Source organism: Mameliella sp. LZ-28, assembly GCF_012274245.1.
GTDB lineage: Bacteria > Pseudomonadota > Alphaproteobacteria > Rhodobacterales > Rhodobacteraceae > Antarctobacter > Antarctobacter albus.
In genome coordinates this window covers 129,577-141,926 of sequence record NZ_JAANYX010000022.1, presented here as the reverse complement: position 1 = coordinate 141,926, position 12,350 = coordinate 129,577, and the positions used below count along the sequence as shown (strand labels likewise).

At 65.5% G+C, this 12,350-nt stretch carries 11 protein-coding genes; 10 read left to right on the top strand and 1 reads right to left on the bottom strand.

Annotation, left to right across the window (positions count from 1 at the left end):
• Nucleotide 1: 1 nt before the first annotated feature.
• On the bottom strand, nucleotides 2-1,267 hold the full coding sequence (locus tag G9Q80_RS13180; RefSeq protein WP_198549955.1) for a flavin-containing monooxygenase: 1,266 nt from the start codon (nucleotides 1,265-1,267) through the stop codon (nucleotides 2-4).
• A gap of 200 nt (nucleotides 1,268-1,467) precedes the next feature.
• Between G9Q80_RS13180 and G9Q80_RS13175 the strand changes: the two genes are divergently transcribed.
• The 10 genes from G9Q80_RS13175 to G9Q80_RS13130 all read left to right on the top strand — a co-directional run bounded on the left by G9Q80_RS13175 (nucleotide 1,468) and on the right by G9Q80_RS13130 (nucleotide 12,323).
• Nucleotides 1,468-1,884, top strand: a complete 417-nt coding sequence (locus G9Q80_RS13175) for a RidA family protein (protein ID WP_043137651.1) — start codon at nucleotides 1,468-1,470, stop codon at nucleotides 1,882-1,884.
• Between the two features lie 48 nt (nucleotides 1,885-1,932).
• A complete protein-coding gene (locus G9Q80_RS13170) occupies nucleotides 1,933-2,607 on the top strand; it encodes a DUF1028 domain-containing protein (protein ID WP_088714266.1) in 675 nt (224 codons plus the stop codon).
• Nucleotides 2,608-2,681: 74 nt separating this feature from the next.
• Entirely contained in the window at nucleotides 2,682-3,623 is a 942-nt protein-coding gene (locus G9Q80_RS13165; protein WP_043137175.1) for a LysR family transcriptional regulator, read from the top strand.
• 87 nt (nucleotides 3,624-3,710) lie between these two features.
• Nucleotides 3,711-5,780, top strand: a complete 2,070-nt coding sequence (locus G9Q80_RS13160) for an oxidoreductase (protein WP_088714521.1) — start codon at nucleotides 3,711-3,713, stop codon at nucleotides 5,778-5,780.
• Complete coding sequence (locus tag G9Q80_RS13155) at nucleotides 5,701-7,113, top strand: pyridoxal phosphate-dependent decarboxylase family protein (RefSeq protein ID WP_157903786.1); 1,413 nt, start codon at nucleotides 5,701-5,703, stop codon at nucleotides 7,111-7,113. The genes G9Q80_RS13160 and G9Q80_RS13155 overlap by 80 nt, the downstream gene beginning before the upstream one ends.
• Nucleotides 7,110-8,240, top strand: a complete 1,131-nt coding sequence (argE, locus tag G9Q80_RS13150; RefSeq protein ID WP_088714265.1) for an acetylornithine deacetylase — start codon at nucleotides 7,110-7,112, stop codon at nucleotides 8,238-8,240. The genes G9Q80_RS13155 and argE overlap by 4 nt, the downstream gene beginning before the upstream one ends.
• Nucleotides 8,241-8,450: 210 nt before the next feature.
• Nucleotides 8,451-9,542, top strand: coding sequence for an ABC transporter ATP-binding protein (locus G9Q80_RS13145; protein WP_088714520.1), 1,092 nt, complete (start codon nucleotides 8,451-8,453; stop codon nucleotides 9,540-9,542).
• Nucleotides 9,542-10,462: an ABC transporter permease gene (locus G9Q80_RS13140; RefSeq protein WP_088714264.1), complete on the top strand. Its 921-nt coding sequence runs from the start codon at nucleotides 9,542-9,544 to the stop codon at nucleotides 10,460-10,462. Before G9Q80_RS13145 ends, G9Q80_RS13140 begins: the two co-directional genes overlap by 1 nt.
• Before the next feature lie 2 nt (nucleotides 10,463-10,464).
• The gene (locus G9Q80_RS13135) at nucleotides 10,465-11,274 is read left to right on the top strand and encodes an ABC transporter permease (protein WP_074622111.1); all 810 of its coding nucleotides are present in this window, start codon (nucleotides 10,465-10,467) and stop codon (nucleotides 11,272-11,274) included.
• A 20-nt stretch (nucleotides 11,275-11,294) separates the two neighbouring features.
• A complete protein-coding gene (locus G9Q80_RS13130) occupies nucleotides 11,295-12,323 on the top strand; it encodes an extracellular solute-binding protein (RefSeq protein WP_074622110.1) in 1,029 nt (342 codons plus the stop codon).
• Nucleotides 12,324-12,350 lie beyond the last annotated feature (27 nt).

Sequence of the window (12,350 nt, the reverse complement as noted above, 5' to 3'; positions counted from 1 at the left end):
GTCAGGCATCCTCTGTCACGCGGCGGGCATTGCCCTGATATGCCATGTAGCCGCGCTGGATGTCGATCTGGTCGGCGATGAACTTGGCATCGTGCCAGACACCCCAGATAAAGGAGGACCCCCGGCGGCTCTGCCAGGGCAACCCGACGAAATAGAGCCCCGGCTCCTCGGACACGCCGCGCTGGTGGATCGGACGGCCGCGATCATCGAAGGTATCGGCCTTGATCCAGCCGAAGTCGAAGGCATAGCCCGTCGCCCAGAGCACCGTGCCGATCCCGGCCTCGGCTAGGTCCAGCTCAAGGATCGGGTCACGCACGCAGGCGGGGTCGTCCGGGATGATGCGCGCCTCCGGCTCTTCCGGCAGATCCAGTCCATGACGGGCGATATAGGCATCCGCCTCGTCCAGGACCGAAAGGTAATTGGCGTCGCCCTTGTCGAGGTTCTCTTTCAGATCCGGCGCAAACCGCAGCTTGCCGTTCTCATAGCCCGCGGTCATGCCCAGCAGGGTCATGCCCTGTTCCGCCAGCTTGCGGAAATCCACTGTCTTGCCGCCCTCGGCGCCACTGACCGCGATGGTGACATGCTCGGTCCCCGGGCCGGGCGAATCCGCGTTCCACTTGCCCAATACACCCAGCCACCAGACGTTGTCGCGCCCACGATAGCGGCGCGGCGGACGGTCGTGCGGACCCATAGAAAGATAGACGCGGCGCCCCGCCTTCATCAGTTCCTCGGCGATCTGCACACCGGAGGACCCGCCGCCGACGACCAGCACCGCGCCTTCCGGCAGCTGGTCGGGATTGCGATAGGCGTTGGAGTGCATCTGCATCGGTCCGGCATCCTCGGGCAGGATCGGCGGGATGGCGGGGCGCTGGAACGGGCCGGTGGCCGCCACGACATGCCGCGCCTCGATCACACCTTGCGAGGTCTCGACCCGGAACCCGGGTCGCCCGTCCAGCGCGGTGACGGAGGTCACCTCGACGCCGGTCCGCAGCGGCGCGCCGATCTTCTTGGCATAGGCGACGAAATAATCGGCCACGCTTTCCTTGTCCGGGAAGGCATCGCCGTCGCAGGCGAACTCCATGTTCGGGAAACGGTCATGCCAGGCCGGACCATTGGCCACCAGCGAGTCCCAGCGCCCGGTGCGCCAGCGTTCGGCGATGCGATCACGCTCCAGCACGATATGGGGCACGCCCAGCTTGCCCAGGTGCTCGCTCATCGCGATGCCGGCCTGACCGCCGCCAACGACAACCGTATCCGTGCTTTCCATTCCCGCGGTCCTCCGATCCATCATTGCCGGGCACCCTAGGGCCGGTGATGGCACCCCCGAAACACGGTTTTCGTGAAGCCTTGCTTGGGGTCAGGCTAAGCGCGGTTAGGGGTGCCCTAAGCGACGATGAGGCTATCGGTTCTTTCCGCCGGACCCTGCGCAAGGGGATGTTCGCCGCGATGCATCGACAGGAGACCGACATGGCGCACAAGCGCATCCGCACGTTCAACACGCGCGACACATACCCGGAACAGAGCCTGGACAACGACCTGTGCCAGGCGGTCGTCACGCGTGGCGGCAGCACGGTCTGGATGCGCGGTCAGTGCCCGCAGGATCTGGACACGGCCAAGAACATCGACAGCCACGATCCGGCAGAGCAGACCCACAAGGTGATGCAGAACATCCGCCAGCTTGTCGAGGAAGCCGGGGGCGAGATGGGCCATGTGGTCAAGCTGGTGGTCTATATCACCGACGTGCGCCACCGCGAGGCGATCTACCGGGTCATGGGGGAATACATCAAGGGCGTCCACCCGGTCTGCACCGGTCTTGTCGTGCAGGCGCTGGCGCGGCCCGAGTGGCTGGTCGAGATCGACGCCACCGCCGTCATTCCCGATTGAGTCCGAAGAGTTGGGTATTTTCACCAAGAAGAAACACAGGGGGCGGGAATGACCTTTTCACTTGTCGCAAGATGCGCCGACACGGGCATGTTCGGGGTGGCGATTTCGTCGTCTTCCCCGGCGGTGGCGGCACGCTGTTCCTATGCCCGGGCCGGCGTCGGCGCCGTGGCTTCGCAGAACGTGACCGATCCGACGCTGGGGCCGCTGGCGCTGGACCTGATGGCGGGCGGCATGAGCGCGGCAGAGGCCCTGGCCGAGGTGCAGAAGCGCGGCAAGTTCATCGAGTACCGGCAGGTGCTGGCGGTGGATTCTTCCGGTGGCACGGCGATCCATTCGGGGCCGAACTCGCTAGGGATATGGACGCAGGCGCAGGGGCGTGACGTGGCCTCTGGCGGGAACCTGCTGGACAACGACGGCGTGCCGGCGGCCATCGTCGCAGGGTTCGAGACGGCCCAGGGCCACCTGGGTGACAGGCTGATTGCCGCGATGCGCGCAGGGCTGGCGGCGGGCGGTGAGGCCGGACCGGTGCATTCGGCGGGGATGATGCTGGTGAACAAGGTGCCCTGGCCCGTTGCCGACCTGCGCTGCGACTGGACCGAGGATTGTCCGATAGAGGCGGTGGCGACCGCCTGGGAGGTCTACAAACCGCAACTGGACGCCTACGTCCAGCGCGCGCTGGACCCGCGCGAGGCGCCCTCCTACGGGGTCCCCGGGGACGAATGAGCCGCGCGCAGCGCGCTTGCAACCCCGGGACGCTTGGACAAAGCTTGAACAGGCCAACTGTTCAAGGACGCGGAATGCTGCGCTACACCCTCCGGCAACTGGAATATTTCGTCGCCGTGGGCGAGGCGGGCAGCATTGCGCGCGCCTCTGAGCGGATCAACGTCTCTTCGCCGTCGATTTCCGCCGCCATTGCCCAGCTGGAACAGGAATTCGGCCTGCCACTTTTCGTACGCCAACACGCGCAGGGCCTGTCGCTTACGCAGGGCGGGCGGCAGATGATGGAACAGGCGCGGCTGGTGCTGCGCGAGGCGGCAGCGATGAACGACATCGCCGGGGACATCGCGGGAAAGGTGCGCGGACCCTTGTCGGTCGGCTGCCTTCTGACCTTTGCCCAACTGGTCCTGCCGGGGCTCAGGCGCGGGTTCGAGGCGCAGTACCCCGAGGTGCGGTTGCGGCAGGTTGAATTGAACCAGGTCGAGCTGTTCAGCGCCCTGCGCCGATCCGAGATCGACCTGGCGCTGACCTATGACCTGGACGTGCCCGCCGACCTGCAGTTCACCGGCCTCGTCCGCCTGCCACCTATCGCGCTGATGGGCACCGGGCACCCGTTGGCGGGGCGCGACGCCGTGTCGATAGAGGAACTCAAGGATCACCCGATGGTCCTGCTGGATCTGCCGCTGAGCGCCGATTACTTCCTATCCTTCTTCGACGCCGTCGGCGGCAAGCCAGTGATCGCCGAACGCACCCGCGACATGGCGGTGATGCGCAGCCTTGTCGCCAATGATTTCGGCTATTCCATCGCCAATGTCCGCCCGCTGAGCGACAGCGCGCCGGACGGCAACCCGGTGCGCTGCGTGCCGATCACGGGCGCCGTCCGGCCCCTGCGCATGGGGTTCCTCACGGCGCAGGACGCGGACCGGTCGAACGCGGTGCGGGCCTTCATCGAATACGGCAGCGACCTGGTGCGCGCTGGCAAGCTGGCCCGCATCGGCGGCGAACCCATCGTCCCGGCTTAGCGCCTTCCTAAGCAACGCTTTCGCAGGGCGGACTTTCGGGCCCTTGCCCGATGGGTATCCTGCGCCCGACAGATGATGGAGCAGACCTTGCGCGACCCCCGTTACGACATTCTTTTCGAACCGCTGGCCATCGGGCCGGTGACCGCGAAAAACCGGTTCTACCAGGTGCCGCATTGCAACGGGGGCGGCTATCGCGACCCCTCCGCCGCCGCCGCCATGCGCGGGATCAAGTCCGAGGGCGGCTGGGGCGTGGTGTTCACCGAACAATGCGAGATGCACCACACGTCCGAGATCACGCCCTTCATCGAGCTGCGGCTCTGGGAGGACAAGGACATCCCGATGCTGGCCAGGATGGCCGGCAAGATGAAGGAACACGGCGCGCTGGCAGGCATCCAGCTGGCCTATTCCGGGATCAACGGGCCGAACCTTTATACCAAGGAGGTGCCGCGGGCGGTGTCGCCGGGACCGATCCGGACCTTTACCAATGACCCGGTACAGGCGCGCGCCCTGTCCAAGGGTGAAATCAAGGACCTGCGCCGCTGGTTCGTGAACGCGGCCAAGCGGTCCAAGGCGGCCGGGTTCGACCTGATCTGCCTGTACGGCGCGCATGGGTTCGGCATCTTTCAGCACTTCCTCAGCCGCGCCACCAACATGCGCGACGACGAATACGGCGGCTCGCTGGAAAACCGCTCGCGGTTCGCGCGCGAGGTGATCGCGGACTTGCGCGAGGCGGTGGGCGACACCATGGGGATCACGCTGCGGGTCTCGCTGGACGAAACCATCGGCGACCTGGGCTTTTCCAACGCCGAGGTGCGCGACTTCGTCGAGATGAACAAGGACCTGCCGGACCTCTGGGACCTCGCGCACGGCACCTGGGAGGATTGTTCCGGCCCAAGCCGGTTCAAGGAGGAGGCCGCGCAAGAGGCGCTGGTCAAGGGCATCCGCGAGTTGTCGTCGAAACCGGTGGTTGGGGTCGGGCGGTTCACCTCTCCGGACGTCATGGCGCGGATGATCCGGCAGGGCACGCTGGACGCCATCGGTTGTGCGCGGCCCTCGATTGCCGATCCCTTCCTGCCGAAGAAGGTCGAGGAAGGGCGGATCGACGACATCCGCGAATGCATCGGCTGCAACATCTGCATCACCGGCGACATGACCATGTCGATCAGCCGCTGCACCCAGAACCCGACCTTCATGGAGGAATGGCGCAAGGGCTGGCACCCGGAACGGATGAACGCCAAGGGGGCCAGCCAGTCGGTGCTGGTGGTCGGCTCCGGCCCCGCCGGGCTGGAGGCGACGCGCGCACTGGCCGAACGCGGCTATGACGTGGCGCTGGCCGAGGCGGGCACCGCCTTGGGCGGGCGCGTGGCGCGCGAGAGGCTGCTGCCGGGCCTGTCGGCCTGGGGACGGGTGGCGGATTACCGCGAATACCAGATCAGCCAGAAACCCAACGTACAAAGCTATTTCGACAGTGAACTGGACGCGGAGAGCATTCTCGAGTTCGGCTTCGAACACGTGTGCCTGGCCACCGGCGCCAGGTGGCGCCGCGACGGGGTCAGCCGCCAGCATGTGGTGCCGATGCCGATGGACGACAGCACGCCGATCTACACGCCCGATGACATCATGGATGGCAAGCGCCCCTCGGGCCATGTCGTGATCTACGATGACGACCACTATTACATGGGCGGCGTGCTGGCCGAACTGCTGCGGCAGGAGGGTTGCGAGGTGACCATCGTCACGCCTTCGGCCTATCTGTCGGACTGGACGGTCAACACGCTGGAACAGCACACGATCCACAAGCGGCTGGCCGAAATGGGGGTCGAGATCGTGCTGAACCGGGGCGTCACCCGGATCGGCAAGGGGCATGTCGTGACCAACTGCACTTACACCGACCGCACCTCAGAACTGGGCTGTGACGCGGTGGTTGTCGTGGCCTCGAAACTGGAAAGCAATCAGGTCTATGCGGACCTCAAGGCGCGCGAGACCGATTGGGCCGATGCGGGCATCAAAACGGTCCGGATCATCGGGGACGCCGAGGCGCCCGGCCCCATCGCCTGGGCAACCTACGCGGGACACCGCTATGCGCGCGAACTGGACGGAGAAGACATCGGCGACGCTCTGCCCTTCCGCCGCGAAATCACGGAGTTGGCAGCAGAGTGAGCGACGATCCCGTTCCCTTCGCGCCCGAGGCGACCCGCGCGTTCCTCGACTGGACCGAACGGCGCATCGCCGAGGGGCCGGACCCGAAACACGGCGCGCAGGCTTTTGCCGCGCTGGAGCCCGTGCCGGGCGGATCAATCACCGCCGACGGCATCGGCGCGGAACAGGCGTTCGGCGTGTTCTCGGACAATATCGTGCCGTCGACCCGGCCTTTCGGTCACCCGACCAGCCTGTCCTTTGTCGCCTCGGCCCCCAGCCGCGCGGCGCTGAGTTTCGACGCGGCGCTTGGCGCGGCGGGAATCTTTGCCGGCAACTGGGACGGCGGTGCGGGCGCCATCCACGCGGAAACCAGACGCTGCGCTGGATCGCGGACCTTGCCGGCTGGCCGGCCAGCGCGGGCGGCGTCTTTGTCGCGGGCGGCACGCTGGGCAACCTTTCGGCCCTGCACGCTGCGCGCGAATGGCACCGGCGCAACCGCCCCGGTGAGGGGCGCGGCGCCATCCACTGTTCCTCCGAGGCGCACAGCTCGATCCAAGCGGTCGCCCGGGTCATGGACGTCGCGGTCATTGTGGTCGAGGCGGACGAGACCGGGCGCATGACCGCGCAGGCCGCCATCCCGCATCTCACCGAGGCGGTCTTTGCCATAGTCGCCAATGGCGGCGCGACCAACTGCGGCGCGGTGGACGACATCGCCGGGTTGGCGGATCTTGCGCAGGAACATGGCCTCTGGCTGCATGTCGACGGTGCCTATGGCGGCGCGGCCCTGGCCGATCCCGCGATGCGGCCCGCCTTCGACGGGATCGAACGGGCAGACAGCCTGATTGTCGATCCGCACAAGTGGCTGTTCGCCCCTTACGACAGTTGCGCGCTGCTCTATCGTGACGCCGGCCACGGCGCGGCGGCGCATGGGCAACAGGCAGTCTACCTCGACACGGCGGACAAGACCCACTGGAACCCGTCCGATTACGCGCTGCACCTGACCCGGCGGGCCCGGGGCCTGCCGCTCTGGTACTCTCTGGCGGTGCACGGGACCGAGGCCTATGCCGAGGCCATCGCCACGACCCGGCAGGTCGCAGAGGACATCGCCAAAGGCATAGACGCCACGCCGGGGCTCGACCTGCTGCTTGGCCCGCAGTTGACAGTGATCCTCTTCCGCCCGCAGAACATGGACGAGGCAGAGATGATCGCATGGGGCGAGACGCACCGCCGTTCAGGCGCGCTGCTCTGCCTGCCGACGCGCTGGCGGGGCGAGATGGTCTTTCGCCTCTGCATCGTCAACCCGGCCACCCGCGCGGACGAGGTGCTGGCAATCCTGGAGACGCTCACCCGATGACGCAGACGCTGGAGATCCTCGACAGGCTTGTCGCCTATGACACGGTCAGCACCCGGTCCAACCTGGAACTGATCGCCTATGTCGAGGACTTCCTGAAGTCGCGCGGCTTTGCCGTGACCCGCGTGGCGGACCCGTCCGAGCCGAAGGCGGGGATCTATGCCAGCATCGGGCCTGAGGGCGCCGGCGTGATGCTCTCGGCGCATACCGATGTCGTGCCAGTCGAGGGGCAGGAGTGGACGCGCGACCCGTTCAGGCTGACGAGCGAGGGCGACAGGCTGTTCGGGCGCGGCACCACCGACATGAAAGGATTCCTGGCCTCGATGCTGGCGGCGGCAGACCGGGCATCGCAAGCCCCGCTGCGCGAACCCCTGAAACTGGCGATATCCTATGACGAGGAGGTGGGTTGTGTCGGGATCGCGCGGATGATCGACGCGCTGGAACCGGCCATCGGCCTGCCTCGTGCCTGCATCGTGGGCGAACCGACAGAGATGCGGGTGGCCGTGGGGCACAAGGGCAAGCAGGGGCTGCGCGCCATCTGCCACGGCGAGGCCGGGCATTCGGCGCTGGCGCCACGGTTCACCAACGCGCTGCACCTTGCGGCGGACCTTGTCACCGGCCTGCGCGGGCTGCAGGACGATCTGGCCCGGCACGGCGCGCGGGACGCAGATTATGCCGTGCCCTACAGCACCGTTCATGCCGGTGTGCTCAAGGGCGGCACCGTGCTCAACGTCGTGCCCGACCGGGCCGAGTTGTTGTTCGAGTTCCGCCACCTCGCCGCCGATGCGCCAGCGAACCTCGTGGCGCGGATCAGGGCGCTGGCCTCTCAGATCGCAGAACGGCACGGCACCGCCATCGACCTGCAAGAGGTCACGGGCTATCCCGGCCTCGACACCGCGCCGGATGCCGAGGTCACGCGGCTGACCCAACGGCTGGCCCGGACGCAGGACCTGACCAAGGTCGCCTTTGGTACCGAGGCGGGGTTCTTCGACGCCCTGGGCATCCCCACCGTTGTCTGCGGACCGGGCAGCATGGAAGGCCAGGGGCACAAGCCCGACGAATACCTGGAACGCGGCCAGCTGACGGCCTGCGACTCGATGATGGACGCGCTGCTCGACGAGCTGCGCTGATCCTCAAATTTACAGTTCGCCCTTATTTTACCCAGATGCGCCCATCTTTTGGGCGCACCCCTCAACACCTTGGGAAAACACCGCGAAATCCGCTGTTTCCCGGCCGATTAGGCTGAGGCTAAGGCGCGCTGAGGCAGTCGTTTCTTCTGGCATCCGGGCGCATATCCCTATGCTCTGCCGCAGGGAAACGGACACTTGGGCGGGACAGGCGTGACCAGAAAGACAAACGACGCGATCGAGGTGCGAAACGCCGTCAAGCGTTACGGCACCTTCACGGCACTCAAACAGGTGTCACTGACGATTTCGGACAATGAATTCTTTACGCTGCTCGGCCCCTCGGGCTGTGGCAAGACCACGCTTCTGCGGATGATCGCCGGGTTCGAGGACGTGACCGAAGGCGGCATCTTTCTCTTCGGCGAAGAGATCGAGGGCCTGCCGCCGCACAAGCGCCCGATCAACACCGTGTTCCAGAACTACGCGCTGTTCCCCCACATGACGGTCCTCGACAACGTGGGCTTCGGGCTGGAGATGCTGGGCAAGAGCAAGTCAGAGGCCCGCAAGCGCGCCGGCGAGGTTCTGGAAATGGTGCAGCTGTCGCAATTCTCGGCCCGCAAGCCATCGCAGCTGTCCGGCGGCCAGCAACAGCGCGTCGCCCTGGCCCGCGCGCTGGCGCCACGGCCCAAGGTGCTGCTGCTGGACGAACCGCTGAGCGCGCTGGACCTCAAGCTGCGCAAGGCCATGCAGATCGAGCTGAAGCACCTGCAAAAGGAAACCGGGATCACCTTCATCTTTGTCACCCACGACCAGGAAGAGGCGCTGACCATGTCCGACCGCGTCGCCGTCATGTCGGCGGGCGAGGTGCAGCAACTGGGCGATGCGCGCGAGATCTATGAACGCCCGCGCAACATGTTCGTGGCGGATTTCATCGGGGAGACCAACCTGCTGGAAGTCACGGTGGACCAGATCGACGCGGGCCGCGCGGCCTGTCATCTGGGCGGCGGCCACCGGCTGACCTGCGACGCCGTGGACGGGATCGGCGCCGGCGCCAGGGTGCATATGTCGCTGCGTCCCGAACGGCTGTTCCTGTCGTCCGAACCCACCGAAAGCGAAAGCCTGAAGGCCCGCGTGCGGGAAAACATCTTCATCGGCACCGACATATCGACCATCCTCGACCTCGACGACGGGCCCGAGTTCCGGGTGCGCGCCTCCAACTCCAGCCGGGGCACGTCCCGCGTCTTTGATCCGGGCACAGAGGTTTTCGTCAACATGGAGCGGGGGGCTGCGCGCCTCCTGGTGGACTGATGGCGGGCGGTGCGGCAACGGGCGGATCCTCGACCAGCGACACCTATGCAGAGGCGCGCACATGGCTGCTGCTGCCTGCCTGGGTGACGCTGGGCATCCTGGTGCTGGCCCCGGTGGCGATCATGCTGGTCTATTCCTTCCTGACCAAGGAATTCCGCGGCGGCGTGATCTGGGAATTCAGCCTGGGCGCCTATGACCAGTTCTTCTGCAATCGCGGCCTGTTCGGGGATGAACCCTGTTCCATCGAATGGACCTACATCCAGATTTTCTGGCGCTCGATCTGGCAGGCATGGGCGGCGACCCTTCTGAGCCTCGCGATCGGGTTCCCGACCGCCTATTTCATCGCCACGCGCCCCCCACGCCAGCGCACGCTCTGGGTATTCCTCGTGACGATCCCCTACTGGGTTAACCTGCTGATCCGCACTGTCTCGATGAAGTTCCTTTTGCGCGACGAGGGGCCGCTCAACGATTTTCTGACCGGCACCGGCATCCTGAGCGAACCGCTGGCCATCGTGAACACCAATTTCGCGGTGCAACTGGGCCTGTTCTATTCCTATCTGCCCTTCATGGTGCTGCCGATCTATGCCGCCGTGGAACGCTACAACTTTTCTCTCTCCGAGGCTGCCTCGGACCTTTATGCCCCGCGCTGGACCGTGCTGCGTCGCATCCTGCTGCCCTCGGTCAAACCGGGGATCGTGGCGGGCTGCATCCTGGTCTTCGTGCCCTCGCTGGGGTCCTTCCTGGCGCCTGACCTGCTGGGCGGGGCAAGGAACTTCATGATCGGCTCTCTGATCGAGGAGCAGTTCAAGGGCAACGCGGGCAACTGGCCTTTCGGCGCGGCGGCCTCGATGATCCTGCTGACGATGGTTCTGATCATCCTGCTGATCTTTGCCCGCCAGCAAGCCAAGGCGGAGGGCTGATCATGGCAAAGGGAAAATACGACCTGCGTGTCTACCCCGGCTTCCGCGCGATCACGCTCCTTTGCCTGGTGATCCTCTATTCCCCGCTCATCGTGGTCATGGTCTACAGCTTCAATGCCTCTCCTTCGATCACCAACTGGGAAGGGCTGTCGCTGCGCTGGTACGCCGATGTCTTCACCGGCCCGGAAAGCGCCAAGTTCAAATCTGCGGCGCGCAACAGTTTCGTCATCGCGCTGATCGCCGCCACGGTCGCCACCACCATCGCCACGCTTTCGGCCACCGCCATCCTGCGCGGCGGCAAGTTCCGGCTGCGCACCCTGTCCTTCGGCCTGATCTCCCTGCCGCTGATGGTGCCTGAGATCGTGACCGCCGTCGCCACGCTGATCTTTTTCAACGCCATCGGTTTCGACCGCGGGTTGCTGACGATCCTCCTGGCGCATATCGCCTTCTGCATCCCCTTTGCCTACCTGCCGATCTCGGCCCGGATGCAGGGGATCGAGGCGACTTATGAACAGGCCGCGATGGATCTTTACGCCACCAGGCGACAGGCCTTTACCCGCGTGCTGCTGCCGCTGATGGCGCCGGGCATCGTCTCGGGCTTCATCCTGGCCTTCATCGTCTCGCTGGACGATTTCATCATCACCAATTTCGTCAAGGGCGCGGGCGTCGAAACCCTGCCGACGGCGATCTTCGGCGCGGTCAAACAGGGCATCAAGCCCAACATCATGGCCATTTCCACGATGCTGCTTGGCGTCTCGGTGGTCATGGTGACACTATCATGGCTGATCAGCCGCAAGGACCGGAAGACCTGATCCAACAGAGGGGAAAACACATGAAAAAACTCGTCACCACAGCCGCCGCACTGGCCCTGACCGCAGGCATGGCCTCGGCCGAGGGCAAGCTCGTCATCTATCACTGGTTCGAATACATCCCGCAGGACCTGCTGGACAAGTTCGCAGAAGAACACGACGTCGAGGTGGTCATGGACACCTACGACAGCAACGAGGCGCTGCTGGCCTCGCTCAAGGCGGGCGCCATCGGCACTTATGACGTGGCCGTTCCCGGCGACTACATGGTGCAGATCATGGCCGGTGAGGGCCTGCTGGACACCATCGAAGAGGGGGAGCTGGCCAACAAGGGCAACATCCAGCCGGAATGGGCCGATCCCTCCTTTGATCCGGGCCGCGCGCATTCGATCCCCTACCAGTGGGGCTCGACCAGCTTTGCCGTGAACCGGGACGATTTCGATGGCCCCATCGACAGCACCGACATCCTGTTCAACCCGCCCGCCGCGCTTTCGGGCAAGATCAACATGCTGGACAGCCAGGGTGAGGTCATGGCGATGGCCGCGCTGCACATGGGCATCCCGCAGTGTTCCACCGACCGCGAACAGCTCAAGGCGCTGAACGCCATGCTGCAGGAGGCAAAACAGCACTGGGCCTCGTTCAACTCGGACACCGCGAAAGAGGTGCTGGTCTCGGGCGATGCCTCTGTCGGGCAGATCTACGACGGCTTCGCCGCCAAGGCCCGGCAGGAAGGCGCGAACATCGAATACGCCTTCCCGAAACAGGGCTATATCGTCTGGATGGACAACGTTGTGCTGCTCAAGGATGCGCCCAACCGTGAGAACGCATTGAAGTTCATGGATTTCCTGCTGGAGCCCGAGAACATCGCCGCGGTGACCAACTACGCGCGCTACGTCGCCGGTGTCGATGGCGTGGGGCCCTTCCTTGACCCGGAACTGGCCAAACAACCGGAGTCCAATCCGCCCGCCGACGCCGGCAAAGGTGTCTTCATCGAGGTCTGCGACCAGCAAACGCAAGAGGTCTACGACCAGATCTGGACCAACCTGAAGAAGTGAGGCACCGGGTCCGTCGATCCGAGAGGG

Coding starts and splice junctions, on each gene's coding strand:
- G9Q80_RS13165 (WP_043137175.1), top strand. CDS start 2,682: ATGCTGCGCTACACCCTCCGGCAACTGGAATATTTCGTCGCCGTGGGC.
- G9Q80_RS13130 (WP_074622110.1), top strand. CDS start 11,295: ATGAAAAAACTCGTCACCACAGCCGCCGCACTGGCCCTGACCGCAGGC.
- G9Q80_RS13180 (WP_198549955.1), bottom strand. CDS start 1,267: ATGGAAAGCACGGATACGGTTGTCGTTGGCGGCGGTCAGGCCGGCATC.
- G9Q80_RS13155 (WP_157903786.1), top strand. CDS start 5,701: ATGCGCGCGAACTGGACGGAGAAGACATCGGCGACGCTCTGCCCTTCC.
- argE (WP_088714265.1), top strand. CDS start 7,110: ATGACGCAGACGCTGGAGATCCTCGACAGGCTTGTCGCCTATGACACG.
- G9Q80_RS13140 (WP_088714264.1), top strand. CDS start 9,542: ATGGCGGGCGGTGCGGCAACGGGCGGATCCTCGACCAGCGACACCTAT.
- G9Q80_RS13170 (WP_088714266.1), top strand. CDS start 1,933: ATGACCTTTTCACTTGTCGCAAGATGCGCCGACACGGGCATGTTCGGG.
- G9Q80_RS13135 (WP_074622111.1), top strand. CDS start 10,465: ATGGCAAAGGGAAAATACGACCTGCGTGTCTACCCCGGCTTCCGCGCG.
- G9Q80_RS13175 (WP_043137651.1), top strand. CDS start 1,468: ATGGCGCACAAGCGCATCCGCACGTTCAACACGCGCGACACATACCCG.